At 68.3% G+C, this 13,874-nt stretch carries 12 protein-coding genes; 4 read left to right on the top strand and 8 right to left on the bottom strand.

The window, feature by feature from the left end; genetic code table 11:
* Positions 1–5 precede the first annotated feature (5 nt).
* The 5 genes from IG196_RS26195 to IG196_RS26175 are packed head-to-tail and all read right to left on the bottom strand — an operon-like array spanning position 6 to position 4,967.
* Positions 6–1,931: an autotransporter assembly complex protein TamA gene (locus IG196_RS26195; RefSeq protein WP_192193646.1), complete on the bottom strand. Its 1,926-nt coding sequence runs from the start codon at positions 1,929–1,931 to the stop codon at positions 6–8.
* Between the two features lie 58 nt (positions 1,932–1,989).
* Complete coding sequence (locus IG196_RS26190; RefSeq protein WP_099792873.1) at positions 1,990–3,177, bottom strand: vWA domain-containing protein; 1,188 nt, start codon at positions 3,175–3,177, stop codon at positions 1,990–1,992.
* 31 nt (positions 3,178–3,208) lie between these two features.
* Complete coding sequence (locus IG196_RS26185; RefSeq protein ID WP_192193645.1) at positions 3,209–3,796, bottom strand: GNAT family N-acetyltransferase; 588 nt, start codon at positions 3,794–3,796, stop codon at positions 3,209–3,211.
* Between the two features lie 57 nt (positions 3,797–3,853).
* A complete protein-coding gene (locus tag IG196_RS26180) occupies positions 3,854–4,108 on the bottom strand; it encodes a hypothetical protein (protein ID WP_192193644.1) in 255 nt (84 codons plus the stop codon).
* Positions 4,109–4,112: 4 nt separating this feature from the next.
* Positions 4,113–4,967: an AAA family ATPase gene (locus IG196_RS26175; RefSeq protein ID WP_099792867.1), complete on the bottom strand. Its 855-nt coding sequence runs from the start codon at positions 4,965–4,967 to the stop codon at positions 4,113–4,115.
* A 150-nt stretch (positions 4,968–5,117) separates the two neighbouring features.
* Here IG196_RS26175 and IG196_RS26170 point away from each other — a divergent pair, with 150 nt between their 5' ends.
* A complete protein-coding gene (locus tag IG196_RS26170; protein ID WP_101490329.1) occupies positions 5,118–5,810 on the top strand; it encodes a c-type cytochrome in 693 nt (230 codons plus the stop codon).
* 81 nt (positions 5,811–5,891) lie between these two features.
* Here the strand turns inward: IG196_RS26170 and pcaG are convergent, their stop codons facing one another.
* Positions 5,892–6,503: a protocatechuate 3,4-dioxygenase subunit alpha gene (gene pcaG / locus IG196_RS26165; RefSeq protein WP_192193643.1), complete on the bottom strand. Its 612-nt coding sequence runs from the start codon at positions 6,501–6,503 to the stop codon at positions 5,892–5,894.
* A gap of 11 nt (positions 6,504–6,514) precedes the next feature.
* On the bottom strand, positions 6,515–7,237 hold the full coding sequence (gene pcaH / locus IG196_RS26160; RefSeq protein ID WP_101488643.1) for a protocatechuate 3,4-dioxygenase subunit beta: 723 nt from the start codon (positions 7,235–7,237) through the stop codon (positions 6,515–6,517).
* Positions 7,238–7,340: 103 nt separating this feature from the next.
* Here pcaH and IG196_RS26155 point away from each other — a divergent pair, with 103 nt between their 5' ends.
* Complete coding sequence (locus tag IG196_RS26155; RefSeq protein WP_225616806.1) at positions 7,341–8,339, top strand: LysR substrate-binding domain-containing protein; 999 nt, start codon at positions 7,341–7,343, stop codon at positions 8,337–8,339.
* Between the two features lie 7 nt (positions 8,340–8,346).
* Here IG196_RS26155 and IG196_RS26150 read toward each other — a convergent pair whose 3' ends face one another.
* A complete protein-coding gene (locus IG196_RS26150; protein ID WP_062482964.1) occupies positions 8,347–8,781 on the bottom strand; it encodes a DUF1841 family protein in 435 nt (144 codons plus the stop codon).
* A gap of 300 nt (positions 8,782–9,081) precedes the next feature.
* Here IG196_RS26150 and IG196_RS26145 point away from each other — a divergent pair, with 300 nt between their 5' ends.
* Positions 9,082–13,227 carry a hypothetical protein gene (locus tag IG196_RS26145; protein WP_225616805.1) on the top strand — a complete coding sequence of 1,382 codons (4,146 nt, stop codon included), beginning with the start codon at positions 9,082–9,084 and terminating at the stop codon, positions 13,225–13,227.
* A gap of 153 nt (positions 13,228–13,380) precedes the next feature.
* The gene (locus IG196_RS26140; protein ID WP_225616804.1) at positions 13,381–13,815 is read left to right on the top strand and encodes an OmpA family protein; all 435 of its coding nucleotides are present in this window, start codon (positions 13,381–13,383) and stop codon (positions 13,813–13,815) included.
* Positions 13,816–13,874 lie beyond the last annotated feature (59 nt).

The following is a 13,874-nucleotide window of genomic DNA, read 5'->3' as shown; positions in this document are numbered from 1 at the left end:
GCGGGTCAGAAGGTGAAGCCGAGACGGAAGTGCAGGCGGAATTTCTTCGAGTCGACGCCGTAGGCCAGGTCGGCCTGCACGGGGCCGATGGGGCTGCGCCAGCGCGCGCCGACGCCCACGCCGACCTTGGGCTTGAGCTCGCCGGGCTTGTCGGCCACGGCGCCGGCATCGACGAACACCACGCTCTCCCATTCGGTGAGCTTGTCCTTGTAGACGAAGGGGCGCTGCCATTCGAGGCTGGCCACGCCGAGGTAGCGGCCCGACACGGTCTTGCCGTCGGCGCGCACGGTGCCGATCTGCTTGTAGCTGTAGCCGCGCACGGTGGTGTCGCCGCCGGTGAGGAACATCAGCGTGGACGGGATCTGCGCGCTCTCCTTGGCGGCGACGGCGCCGGCCTCCAGGCGCATCTGCAGCCGGCTGCGGCGCGCACGGGCGTTCTTGTCGTCGGCCGCGCCCAGTGGCAGCACGCCGAGAAAGCGCGCGTAGGTGCGGGTGAAGGGCAGTTGCTGGCCGGTGAGCGTGTAGCCCGCGGCCATTTCGAGCGCCAGGCCGTAGCCGCGCGAGGGCGCCGAGTTGTCGTCGAAGTAGCGCCCGGTCCAGCCCCAGTTGGCGGTGACCGCCGAGGCTGAGGGCGGCGCGTCGGTGCCGCGGTTGTGGGCGTAGTCGTATTGCAGGAACAGGCTGCGGTCGATGTGGTCGCTCGACTTGCTTTGCCCGCCGCGCAGGCGGCCGCTGTCGACCACGTAGCTGCCCGACTGCTCGCTCTTGAGTTCGCCGCCGGCGAACCAGCGCCAGCCGCGGTCGTTGGGCACGGCGTTCCACTCGGTGCCCAGCGACTGGATGTCGTTGTCCAGCGAGAGCCGCGACACCGCGCGCCAGCCGAGCAGCGGCATGCGGTTGTGGGTGTGGTCGATCGACAGGCGCGGGCCGTTGTCGGTGGTGAAGCCGACACCCATCACGACCTTCTGCAGCGGCGCCTCGCGCAGCTGGGCGGTCACGGGCGCGGCCAGCGGCGTGTTGTTGTCGGTGTCGAGCGTGAGGAACACCGAGTCGTAGTAGCCGCTGCTGGCCAGGCGCTGCTGCGCGTCGAGCAGCTTCTGCTGGTCGTAGTCGGTGCCGGTGGGCAGGCGCGCGATGCGGCGCGCGGCGTCGGCGTCGTAGCGCTCCACGCCGCGCAGCACCAGCGGGCCGAACTTGTAGGCCGGGCCCGACTGGTAGGTCACGCCGAGGCGGGCTTCGTGGCGGTCGGCATCGACCTCGGCGCGGCTGACTTCCACGCTGCCGGTGGGAAAGCGCCTGGCCGTGAGGCTGCGCAGCGCGGTGGTCTTGGCGTCGTCCCACGCCCCCTGGGTGAAAGGCTCGCCGGCACGCAGCGCCCAGCCGGTGCGGATGGCGTCGCGCTGTGCTTCGGCGGTGGGGTCGTCGGCGATCTGGCCGGCGTAGCGGATCTGCACGGTCGACACCCGGGTCCGCTCGCCGGGCGCGACGGTGATGACGACCTCGCGCGGGGCCTCGGTGCTGTCGGGCGTTTCCTTGAGTTCGAGCGTGAGCGTGGGCGTGAAGTAGCCCAGCGTGCCCAGCAGCTCGCGCGCATTGGCTTCGGCCGCGACCATGAGGCGCGAGACCTCGGTCACGCCCAGGTCGTCGAGCTCGCGGTAGCGCTGGATCTCGAGGTGGCGCGTGAGGTAGTCGCGCTCGGTCTCGGGGCCGCGCACGTCGACGGTGAAGGCGCGGCGCCGGCCGTCGGCCTTGGCCTTGTCGTCGTCCTTGTTGCTGTCGGCATCGGCGCTGCGCACCACGCCGACGGTGGGCGCGCCCGTGTCTGCCGCCTCTTTTTTAGGCAGCAGGCTGCAGCCTTGCAAGAGCAGGACGCCGGAAAAAAGCAAAGCCGGCCACAACGCCGGCGAAAGAACGGATGCCACCCTGACCATGGGGGCATTCTGACAGCACACGTGTGAGGCGTGCCCCCCACTTGTGCGGGGGCGTGGGTTACTTGGACAGCATGCGCATCGCCTCTTCGAGGCCGCGCAAGGTGAGCGGGTACATGCGGTTGGACATGAGCTGCTGCATCACCGCGATGCTCTGGCGGTACTGCCACACGCCCTGGGGCTCGGGGTTGATCCAGGCGAACTTGGGGAAGGTGTGCGTGAGGCGCTGGATCCACTCGGCGCCGGCCTCTTCGTTGTTGTATTCGACGCTGCCGCCAGGTTGCAAAATTTCGTAAGGACTCATCGTGGCGTCGCCCACGAAGATCAACTTGTAGTCTTTGTTGTACTTGCGCAGGATGTCCCAGGTCGCGAACTTCTCGGAGAAGCGGCGCTTGTTGTTCTTCCACATGAAGTCGTAGACGCAGTTGTGGAAGTAGTAGAACTCCAGATGCTTGAACTCGGTCTTCACGGCCGAGAACAGCTCTTCGACGCGCTGGATGTGCTCGTCCATCGTGCCGCCCACGTCCATCAGCAGCAGCACCTTGACGTTGTTGTGGCGCTCGGGCCGCATCTTGATGTCGAGGTAGCCCGCGTTGGCGGCGGTCGAGTGGATGGTGTTGTCCAGGTCCAGCTCTTCCACGTTGCCTTCGCGCGCGAACTTGCGCAGGCGCCGCAGCGCGACCTTGATGTTGCGCGTGCCCAGTTCCTGCGTGTCGTCGTAGTCCTTGTAGGCGCGCTGGTCCCACACCTTCACGGCGCTCTTGTTCTTGCCCGCGCCGCCGATGCGGATGCCCTGCGGGTTGTAGCCGCCGTTGCCGAAGGGCGAGGTGCCGCCGGTGCCGATCCACTTGCTGCCGCCTTCGTGGCGCTCTTTCTGCTCTTCGAAGCGCTTCTTGAGCGTTTCCATGAGCTCGTCCCAGCCCATCTTCTCGATCTTGGCTTTCTCTTCGGCGGTGAACTCGCGCTCCAGCGTCTTCTTGAGCCAGTCGAGCGGCACTTCCTTGGTGAAGTCGGTGAGCATCTCGACGCCCTTGAAGTAGGCGGCGAAGGCACGGTCGAACTTGTCGTAGTGCTTCTCGTCCTTCACGAGCGCGGTGCGCGAGAGGTAGTAGAAGTCGTCGATGCCGTAGGCGCCGTCGGAGTTCGGGCCCACCACGTCGGCCTTGAGCGCCTCGAGCAGCGTGAGGTATTCCTTGACCGACACCGGCAGCTTGGCCGAACGCAGCGTGTAGAAGAAGTCGATGAGCATGGGGTGCGCTCCTTGTGTGTCGTCGCCGGCGTCAGTCGCGCGGCCGGTCGAGCAGGTACTGCAGCTGGGCCTTCACCTCGGGCCATTCGCCCGCGCGCAGGCTGTACATGACGGTGTCGCGGATGGTGCCGTCGCGGCGCATCACGTGGCCGCGGATCACGCCGTCTTTCTTCGCGCCCAGGCGCTCGATGGCGCGCTGCGAGGCGAAGTTGAAGTTGTCGGTGCGCCAGCCCACCACGTTGCAGCCGAGCGTGTCGAACGCGTGCGTGAGCATCAGCAGCTTGCAGGTGGTGTTGACGTGGGTCCGGTGGCAGCGCGCGGCGTACCAGGTGTAGCCGATCTCGACGCGCTTCACGCCCGGCAGGATGTCGTGAAAGCTCGTGCTGCCCAGCACCGTGCCGGTGGCCTCGTCGGTCACGGCGAAGGCGAAGCGGTCGGCGGTTTTGAGTGCCGTCTCGATGTAGGCGCGCGTGTCCTGCAGCTCGGGCACGGAGGTGACGCGCAGCTTCCACAGCTCGCCGTCGGCGGCCGCGGCGCGCAGGCCGTCTTCGTGGGGGAGTGCAAGCGGCACCAGCGCGATGCCGCGGGCCTTCAGGGTGACAGGTTCGACGAACGCCATATCAGGAGACTCTCTCGTGAGCAGTGGGGCAGGGGCTCGGCTTGTTGCTGCGGCTTCTCAGCCGCGCGGGTTGCCGTACTTGCGCGTGTACCAGGCGCGTGCCAGCTGCACGCCGGCACCGCCGCCCAGGCCGATCAGCAGGATGCCGAAGATTTCCTTGTTGCCGTAGCCGCCGGCGCCGAAGGCGTCGAGGCCTAGCAGCAGGCCGATGCCGCGGCCGAGCAGGGCGCCCGCCACGAACAACACCGCCTGGGCAACGCCCAGCTTCATCAACTGGCCGGTGGAATGCGGCGGTGGCTGTTGCTGGCTCATGGGCTCAGCGGTTGTTGCGTTGCATGAAGACGAGCTTCTCGAACAAGGTCACGTCTTGCTCGTTCTTGAGCAGCGCGCCCACCAGCGGCGGCACGGCGACCTTGTCGTCCTTGCTCTGCAGGGCTTCGAGCGGAATGTCTTCGGCCACGAGCAGCTTGAGCCAGTCGAGCAGCTCGGAGGTCGAGGGCTTCTTCTTCAGGCCGGGCAGGTTGCGCACGTCGTAGAAGGTCTTCATTGCCGACGTGAGCAGCTCCTGCTTCAGGTTCGGGAAGTGCACGGCGATGATGTGCTTCATCGTCTCGGCATCGGGGAACTTGATGTAGTGGAAGAAGCAGCGGCGCAGGAAGGCGTCGGGCAGTTCCTTCTCGTTGTTCGAGGTGATGAACACCAGCGGACGGTGCTTGGCACGAATGAGTTCGCGCGTCTCGTAGCAATAGAACTCCATGCGGTCGATTTCGCGCAGCAGGTCGTTCGGGAATTCGATGTCGGCCTTGTCGATCTCGTCGATCAGCAGCGCGACCGGCTGGTCGGCCGTGAAGGCCTGCCAGAGCACGCCCTTGATGATGTAGTTCTGGATGTCCTTCACGCGCTGGCCGCCGTCCACGTCGGCCAGTTGCGAGTCGCGCAGGCGGCTCACGGCGTCGTATTCATACAGGCCCTGTTGCGCCTTGGTGGTCGACTTGATGTGCCACTGCAGCAGCGGCATGTCGAGCGCTTGCGCCACTTCCTCGGCCAGCATGGTCTTGCCGGTGCCGGGCTCGCCCTTGACGAGCAGAGGGCGCTGGAGTGTGATGGCCGCATTGACCGCCAGCATCAGGTCCTGAGTGGCGACGTAGTTGTCTGAGCCCTTGAATTTCATGAGTGGAGCGGAGGCAGGGTGGAGAAAAGAACACACTCGAACTGCATTGCGCAGCCTCTTGTGCAGCTCGCGCGAGGTTCCCGTGGGACCCTTGCATATAATCGAATGTTGATTCGAAAAACTGTATCTCCACGAGATTGTGCGCGCAAAATGAACAAGTTGTTGACCACGATGTTTGCCCTTGCTGTCGCTTGCGTGACGCTCTCGGCACAAGCCCAGCAAGTCACTGGCAAGCCCCAGGACGGCGCCAAGAAGGTCCAGATGTGTGTGGGTTGCCACGGCATCATCGGCTACCAGGCGAGCTTCCCCGAGATCCACAAGGTCCCGATGATCGCGGGCCAGAGCGCCACGTACATCTCGGCCGCGCTCACCGCGTACAAGGGCGGTGACCGCAAGCACCCGACGATGCGCGCCATCGCCGACAGCCTCACCGAACAGGACATCGCCGACCTCTCGGCCTACTACAGCCAGCTCGGTGTGAAGGAAGGCGATGCGCCCCCTGCCGCACCGGCCAAGGCCGCGTCCGAAAACGTCCAGGCGCTCATCGCGCGCGACAAGGACAACAGCTGCACCAAGTGCCACGGCGCCAACTTCAACACGCCGAACGACGGCACCGTGCCCAAGCTGGCCGGCCAGCACGCCGACTACCTGTTCGTGGCGCTGAAGTCGTACCGCGTGAAGAACAACCCCCACCTCGGCCGTTCGAACGCCGTGATGGCCGCGCAGGTCGAACCCAAGAAGTTCACCAACGCCGAACTGAAGACCCTGGCCACCTACATCAGCACGCTGCCTGGCGAACTGAAGATCGTGCCGGAGTCGCGCCTGCATCACGCGCCTCAGTAAGCAAGACGGGCACTGAGACCCGCTGCCCCAAAGAAAAAGCCCGCGGATGCGGGCTTTTTTTCGTCCGGATTTTCCCGGGGGTCAGACGTCGAAGAAGGCCGTCTCGTCCGCGCCCTGCATGCGGATGTCGAAGCGATACGTCACCGCGCCGCCTTGCTCCACGCGCTCGGCGATCAGCGTGTGGCGGCGCTCGGCCGGCACGCTCTGCAGCACGGCGTCCTTCGCGTTGGCTTCGGCTTCGTCGCTGAAGTACACGCGCGTGAAGGCATGCAGCAGCAGGCCGCGCATCAGCACGATCACGTTGATGTGCGGTGCTTCGCCGGGCGTTTCGGCGCCGGGCTTGACGGTGTGGAACACGAAGCGGTGCTGCGCGTCGGTGCCCGTGCCGACACGGCCGAAGGCGCGAAAGCCCAGGGCGCGCGCCTCGTCGGGCGTCTGCGGGTAGCGGCCTTCGCCGTCGGGCTGGCTGATCTCGATCAGCGCGTCATGGATCGGGTTGCCGTCACCGTCGATCACGCGGCCTTCGAGGCGGATGCGCTGGCCGCTGGCGGTGTCCAGCGCCAGCACGGCGTCGAAGGGCTGGTTGAAGTTGTAGCCGTACTGCGTGGCGGTGAGGCCGTAGGCGAAGTAGGGGCCGACGGTCTGGGAGGGGGTCTGGCCGAAGTCGGCTGCCTGGGCGGTCATCAATGGCATGAGGAATCCTTTCAGCGGTTCTCGAACGGCGTTTCGTCGGCGCCGCGCAGCACCATGTCGAACTGGTAGCCCAGGGCGTAGCCTTCCTCGGTGATGTCGAGGCTGAAGTCGGCAATGAGGCGGTTGCGGTAACGCTCGGGCGTGCCGGTGACCATCGGGTCGTACTGCAGCAGCGGGTCGCCGGGGAAGTACATCTGCGTCACGAGGCGGCTGGCAAAGCTCTGGCCGAACAGCGACAGGTGGATGTGCTGCGGGCGCCAGGCGTTGGGGTGGTTGCCCCAGGGATAGGCGCCGGGCTTGATGGTGAGGAAGCGGTAGCGGCCTTCGCTGTCGGTCAGGCAGCGGCCCGCGCCCAGGAAGTTGGGGTCCAGCGGGGCGTCGTGCTGGTCGACCTTGTGCACGTAGCGGCCCGAGGCATTCGCCTGCCAGAGCTCGACCAGCGTGTTGGCGACCGGGCGGCGACGCTCGTCGAGCACCTGGCCCGTGAGGATCATGCGTTCGCCCAGCGGCTCGCCGTTGACGCGCGCGTTGCGCGTGAGGTCGTGGTCGAAGGCGCCGATGCTGTCGTGGCCGTACACGGGCTGCTGCAGCTCGCCGAGCGAGGCCTTCAGTGGAATCAGCGGCTTCTGCGGGCCGCGCTTGCCGGTCGACTTGTAGCCGGGGTAGATGTAGCTGGGATGGGCGTCCCAGTCGCGCGGGGTGAGGACGGGCTGGGCACCGGGGGTCTTGGTCATGTACGTTGTCTCCTGTCGTGGGACGAATCCGAAGCCCGCACTGTAGAAGTCGCAATCAATGATGTAAATTGAAGATTGTTCCAGTTTCAATAACCAGAAGGCATTGAAAAAGTCTCCCGCCGAGCTTCGCCAGGATTTCGTGCGCAACGTGCAGTTGAGGCACCTGCGCGCCTTTGTCGCGGTCGCGCAGGAGCGCCACCTGGCGCGCGCGGCCGAGCGGCTGGCACTGAGCCAGCCGGCGGTGTCGAAGACGCTGTCGGAGCTCGAGGCCGTGGTCGGCACCCGGCTGGTCGAACGCAGCCAGGCCGGCCGCCGCGGCGTGCAGGGCCTCACGCCGGCCGGCGAGCAGCTGCTGGCCCATGCCCTGCGCGTGCTCGAGGCGATGGACACCAGCGCGCAGGCCGTGGCGCCCGCGGCGGGCGGGCGCATCGAGCGCCTGCGCATCGGCGCCTTGCCGAGCGTGGCGCCCGCGCTGCTGCCGGTGGCGCTGGCGCGGCTGCGCGAGGGCTGGCCGGCGGTGCAGGTATTGGTGAAGAGCGCGGCCAACGCCGTGCTGCTCGACGAGCTGCGCGCCGGCGAGCTCGACCTCGTGGTCGGCCGCATGAGCGATCCGCGCCTCATGGGCGGTCTGAGCTTCGAGCTGCTGCACACCGAGCCGCTGGTGTTCGCCGTGCGCGCCGGCCATCCGCTCGCGCGCAAGCCGGCGCCCGTGCAGGCGGTGCTCGACTATCCGTTGGTCGTGTACGGCGAGGGCACGGCCCCGCGCCACAACACCGAGAGCTTTTTGTCGGCGCGCGGCCTGGCGCTGCCGCCCAATGCCTTGCAGACGCTCGACGTGGCGGTGGCGCGTGCGCTGGTGGCGGTGTCGGACGCGGTGTGGATCACGCCGCTGGGCGCCGCGCGCAGCGAGCTGGCCGACGGCCGCCTGGTGCGCCTGCCGATCGACACCACTGGCACCGAGGAGCCGGTCGGCCTGCTGCAGCGCAGCGAGGCCGAGCCGTCACCGTTGCGTGCCGCGATGGCGGGGCTGCTGCGCGAAGCCGCGAAAGCGCAGGGCGCGTTGCCGTCGCGAAAAGGAACAACCCCGCGCGCGATCAGCTGACGGTTCGTCAGTCCTTCGTGGCGCGGCGCTGCACGCAGGCCACGTAGCCATCGCCATCCGGCGGGCGCCCGGCGCGCTGGCTCTCCCACATCATCTGGCCCAGGCAATCCATCGCCTCGTGGTGCGCATGCAGCAGCGAGCCGCGGCGCGCGGCCAGCAGTTCGACGGCCTGGCGGATGCCGCGCGGCTGGTCGATGGAACATTGCTCGCTGATCGACAGGTGCATCGACAGATGCAGGAACGGGTTCTCGCGGCCGTTCGATCCGTCATACACCCGCGCCACCGCCGCGTCGGCGTCGATCAGGTCCTCGTGGTACTCGGGGTGCTCGTCGATCCAGCCGGCCGCGATGGTCTCCAGCGGCTCCATCGGCAGGCCCTGCCGGTGCTTGGCGTACACGTCGCAGAAGAAGCGGCGCACGTCTTCCTGGGAGGGATTGAACATATCTAGATAGAGGAGAGAAGAAAGGGAGAAAAAACGGGCGGCGCGGTCTGCGCGGCGGGCCTGTGGAAAGTGCGAGAGACGTGTCCGGCGTTCCGGGTGCGTGGCGTTACATCGTTACGTAACGAATCGCGAAATGAGGTCTTTGTGGGCTGTTTCGGCGTTCGGCGTGCGAAGCGGTTTTCAGAAAAATTCTCATACAAATCAATCACTTGAAGTGCGGATGGCGTGGCATTGGCACGGCGGAAAAAAAGCGGCACGCAAGTTGCCCCTGTAGATGCATCTTTTGTCACAGAGGCTGCCATGACCGCTCCACAAGCATCGACCGTTTCGACCGAAGGGCTCTCCGCCGCTGGCGCTGCGCCCGTGCTTCTCGCCCAAGCCACCGTCACGCCGTTGGGCGCGCCGGGCATCAGCGCCGGCGCCTCCGCCGCGCCTGCGGCTGTGGCGTCTTCCAGCGTGGGCACATTGTCCAATGCTACGCCCGGCGTTGCAGTGATGCGCGAGGGTGTCCGCATTCCGGTGGACGGCAATCAGACCCTGATGGCCGGCGACCGCGTGATCGTGCCGGACGGCGGCCAGGCCAACGTGCTGTTCCCCGGATCGGCCTCCAACAAGGCGCCGCTGGCCGGCGTCTTCACCAGCGGCACCGATGCAACCATCGGCTCGACCAAGCTGCCCGGTGGCCTCGAACAAGTGAACGTGGACGTCGCCTCGGGCGACCTGCAAGTGACCCCGCCGGACAGCGACGCCGACGCGGCCGCTCTGGCAGTGACCAAGAAGACCGCAGCCGGCAGCGGCATCGGCCTCGGTGAATTCGCGCTGGGCGCCCTGGGCGCCGCGGCGCTGGGTGCTGCGCTCAGCGGCGGTGGCAGCGACGGTGGCACCACCGGCTTCCCGCTGTTCGTGGGCGGCCCGGGCGGTGAGTCCGATGCGGACGCTGATTCGGATTCCGACTCGGACTCTGACTCTGACTCTGACTCTGACTCTGACTCTGACTCTGACTCTGACTCTGACTCTGACTCTGACTCTGACTCTGACTCTGACTCGGACTCGGACTCGGACTCGGACTCGGACTCGGACTCGGATTCGGATTCGGATTCGGATTCGGATTCGGACAGCGACTCGGATTCCGATTCGGACTCGGACAGCGATTCGGATTCGGACTCCGATTCCGACAGTGACTCCGACAGCGACAGCGACTCGGATAGTGACTCGGACAGCGACTCTGATTCCGACTCGGACAGTGACTCCGACTCCGACAGCGACAGCGACTCTGATTCGGACTCCGATTCGGACTCGGACAGTGACTCCGATTCGGACTCGGACAGCGACTCCGACAGCGATTCGGACGCCGACGCCGACGCAGACGCAGACGGCGACAGCCTCCTCGACCCCACTGACGGCATCCTGGGTGGCGCTGTCGGAGGCCTGGATGGCGCGCTCGGCCTCGGCGGTTCGCTCACCCCGGTGTCCGAGACGGTCGACAACCTGACCGACGTCGTCGACGACGTGCTCGCTCCGCTGCTCGGCGAAGAGTTCCAGGCCAACAACCCGAACCAGCTCGACCCGATCGACGACACCGTCGGCAGCATCACCGACCCGCTCGGCGGCGTGCTGAGCCCGGTGCTCGATCCGCTGCTCGGTGCCGGCGCCGCCGGTGCCATCACGGACGGCCTGCTCAACCAGGTCGACTACGTGACCGACGCGCTCAACAACGGGCTCGAGAACCTCGTCGGCGACAACGGCATCGTCAGCGGCCTCACCGACGCCCTCGGCCTCGGCGGCGTCACCGACGAACTGCTGGGCGACGACGGCGCGCTCGGCGGCCTGCTCGAGAACGTGCTCGGCGAAGGCAGCCTCGTGGAAGGCGTGCTGGCCGAAGACGGTCTGGTCGGTGGCCTGCTGGCACCGGACGGCCTGGTCGGCGGCCTGCTGGGTGAAGACACCGCCGTCGGCGGCCTGCTCGACACCGTGCTCGGCGACGACGGCCTGGTCGGCGGTCTGCTCGGCGACGGCGCTGTCGGCAACCTGACCGGCGGCCTGCTCGGCGCGGAAGGCCTGCTGGGCGGCTTGCTCGGCGACGAAGGTGCGGTCGGCGGCCTGCTGGGTGACGACGGCCTCGTGGGCGGCCTGCTCGGCGGCGACGGCGCACTGGCCGGCCTGGCCGGTTCGGAAGGCCTCACCGGCGAACTGCTCGGCCAGGGCGGCCTTGTCGACAACCTGCTCGGCCAGGACGGCGCGATCTCCGGCCTGCTCGCAGACAGCCCGCTGGGTGGTCTGCTCGGCGGCGACGACGGTCTGCTGGGCGGCGTGCTCGGCGGTGTCATCGGCGAAGGCGGCCCCATCGGCGGCCTGCTCGGCAACGACGGCCTGGTCGGCGGCTTGCTGAGCGACGACGGCCTGCTGGGCGGTGTGCTCGGCAGCGACGGCCCGCTGGGCGGCCTGCTGGGTGACGACGGTCTGGTCGGTGGCCTGCTCGGCGATGCCGGCCCCATCGGCGGCCTGCTCGGCGGCGACGGCGTGCTGGGCGGCGTGCTCGGCGACAACGGCCTGGTCGGCGGTCTGCTCGGCGGCACCGGCCCCATCGGTGGCCTGCTCGGTGACGACGGCCTGCTCGGCGGCCTGCTGGGCGACAACGGCCCGCTGGGTGGCCTGCTCGGCGGCGACGGCGCCGGCGGCCTGCTCGGACCGGATGGCGTGGTCGGCGGCCTGCTTGGTGAAGACGGCCCGGTGGGCGGCCTGCTCGGCAACGAAGGCCTCCTCGGCGGTCTGCTGGGTGGTGTGGTCGGCGGCATCGGCGGTGGCGGCACCCCCGGCACCGGCGCGGCACTGCTCGACCCGGCCGACGGCGTGGTCGCCGGCCTGGCGGCTGGCCTCAACAACGGCGTGCTCGGCGACCTCGGCCTGGGCGACCTGCTGGCCCCGGTCTCGCCGCTGACCGACAGCGTGACCGACACCGTCGACGGCCTGCTGGCCCCGGTGCTCGGCGAGAGCTTCACGCCGAACAACCCGAACGTGCTCGACCCGGCCGACAGCCTCGTCGATGACGTCACGGACGGCGTGGCCGACCTGGCCAGCCCGGTGGTCGACCAGCTGCTCGGCGCCGGCGCGACGAGTGGCCTGCTGAACGGGGTGGACACGCAAGTCGACTTCGTGACCGACGGCGTGGCCAACCTGATCGGTGGCGATGGCCTGCTGGGTGGTGTCCTCGGCGGTGACGGCGGCCTGTTGGGCGGCGTCCTCGGCGGCGACGGCGGTCTGCTCGGCGGCGTGTTGGGTGACGACGGCCTTCTGGGCGGTGTCCTCGGCGGCGACGGCGGCTTGCTCGGCGGCGTGTTGGGTGACGACGGCCTGCTGGGCGGCGTCCTCGGCGGCGACGGTGGCCTGCTCGGCGGCGTGTTGGGTGACGACGGCCTCCTGGGTGGCGTCCTCGGCGGCGACGGTGGTTTGCTCGGCGGCGTGTTGGGTGACGACGGCCTCCTGGGTGGCGTCCTCGGCGGCGACGGTGGTTTGCTCGGCGGCGTGTTGGGCGACGACGGCCTGCTGGGCGGCGTCCTCGGTGGCGACGGCGGTCTGCTCGGCGGTGTGCTGGGTGACGACGGCCTTCTGGGCGGTGTCCTCGGCGGCGACGGTGGATTGCTCGGCGGCGTGCTCGGCGACGACGGCCTGCTGGGTGGTGTCCTCGGTGGCGTGACCGGCGGTGACGCTGGCGGCCTGCTCGACGGCATCCTCGGCGACGACGGCCTGCTGGGTGGTGTCCTCGGTGGCGTGACCGGCGGTGACGCTGGCGGCCTGCTCGACGGCATCCTCGGCGACGACGGCCTGCTGGGTGGCGTCCTCGGTGGCGTGACCGGTGGCGACGCTGGCGGCCTGCTCGATGGCGTGCTCGGCGACGACGGCCTGCTGGGTGGTGTCCTCGGTGGTGTGACCGGCGGCGACGCGGGCGGCCTGCTCGACGGCGTGCTGGGTGACGACGGCCTGCTCGGTGGTGTCCTCGGCGGTGACGGCGGCCTCCTGGGCGGCGTCCTCGGCGGCAGCGAAGGCGGTCTGCTCGGCGGCGTCCTCGGTGACGACGGTCTGGTCGGCAGCCTGCTCGGTGCGGACGGTCTCGTGGGCGGCCTGCTCGGCGGCCTCACGGGTGGTGCCGAACCGGTGGCCGGCATCCTGGAACCGGTGACGAGCCTGCTCGACGGCTCGGCCGGCTCGGTGGTCTCGACGGTGGTCGACACCGTGACGACCGCGGTCGAACCGGTGACCGACATCCTGGCCGGCACGCCGGCGGCTCCGGTGGGCACGGTGGTGACCGGTCTGCTGGACACCGTCGAACACACGGTGGCCCCGGTGCTCGACAACGTGCTCGCCCCGATCTCCAGCCTGGTCGACCAGAGCCCGACCGGCGGTGTCCTGGCCCCCGTGACCAACATCCTGCACGGCCTGCTGGGCTGATCCAAGGGATACGAAGAAGGAGGAAGGGAAACCTCGATAGCAAGCAGACAGGGACAGGCCGCCAGCGGCCTGTCCCGCGAAAGGACCGTCATGAACAAGAATTTCCGGATACTGGCCCTCGTGGCAATGAGCGCAAGCCTCGTTGGGTGCGTTGTGCCCCCCAAAGGTGGTCGCGACGACGCGACCTACTACTACTCCAACAAGAGCGTGCGCGAAGTGCCCAAGCCGGAGCCGGCGCCCCCGCCGCCGCCGCAGAACACACCGGCCAAGATCGTCTACTTCGACTTCGACAAATACGACGTCAGGGCGGGCGACCGCAGCATCGTCGAGGCGCACGCGGGCTACATGCGCAACCGGCCGGCGAGCCGCGTGGTCATCGAAGGCAACACCGACCTGCGCGGCGGCCGCGAGTACAACCTTGCGCTCGGCCAGCGCCGTGCTGAGGCCGTGCAACGCATGCTCACGCAGATGGGTGTGCCGGGCGAACGCATCGAAGCCGTCAGCTGGGGCATTGAAAAGCCCGCATCGCTTGCCACCACCGAGGAGGGCCATCAGCTCAATCGCCGCGCCGAATTCAGCTACCGCTGAACCGGGTCCACGCGATGATTCCGAGGGCAGTGCCCGGTTCGCGATCACGTCGTCCAAGC

Origin of the sequence: Variovorax sp. 38R, assembly GCF_014843395.1 — a bacterium.
Classification (GTDB): Bacteria; Pseudomonadota; Gammaproteobacteria; order Burkholderiales; family Burkholderiaceae_C; genus Variovorax; species Variovorax paradoxus_H.
This window is presented reverse-complemented; position numbering and strand designations above follow the sequence as displayed.

What these genes read in the sequence shown, in the direction of transcription:
- IG196_RS26180 (WP_192193644.1), bottom strand. Translation starts at nt 4,108, where the DNA reads ATGAGCCAGCAACAGCCACCGCCGCATTCCACCGGCCAGTTGATGAAG.
- IG196_RS26145 (WP_225616805.1), top strand. Translation starts at nt 9,082, where the DNA reads ATGACCGCTCCACAAGCATCGACCGTTTCGACCGAAGGGCTCTCCGCC.
- IG196_RS26185 (WP_192193645.1), bottom strand. Translation starts at nt 3,796, where the DNA reads ATGGCGTTCGTCGAACCTGTCACCCTGAAGGCCCGCGGCATCGCGCTG.
- IG196_RS26170 (WP_101490329.1), top strand. Translation starts at nt 5,118, where the DNA reads ATGAACAAGTTGTTGACCACGATGTTTGCCCTTGCTGTCGCTTGCGTG.
- IG196_RS26190 (WP_099792873.1), bottom strand. Translation starts at nt 3,177, where the DNA reads ATGCTCATCGACTTCTTCTACACGCTGCGTTCGGCCAAGCTGCCGGTG.
- IG196_RS26195 (WP_192193646.1), bottom strand. Translation starts at nt 1,931, where the DNA reads ATGGTCAGGGTGGCATCCGTTCTTTCGCCGGCGTTGTGGCCGGCTTTG.
- IG196_RS26150 (WP_062482964.1), bottom strand. Translation starts at nt 8,781, where the DNA reads ATGTTCAATCCCTCCCAGGAAGACGTGCGCCGCTTCTTCTGCGACGTG.
- pcaH (WP_101488643.1), bottom strand. Translation starts at nt 7,237, where the DNA reads ATGACCAAGACCCCCGGTGCCCAGCCCGTCCTCACCCCGCGCGACTGG.
- pcaG (WP_192193643.1), bottom strand. Translation starts at nt 6,503, where the DNA reads ATGCCATTGATGACCGCCCAGGCAGCCGACTTCGGCCAGACCCCCTCC.
- IG196_RS26175 (WP_099792867.1), bottom strand. Translation starts at nt 4,967, where the DNA reads ATGAAATTCAAGGGCTCAGACAACTACGTCGCCACTCAGGACCTGATG.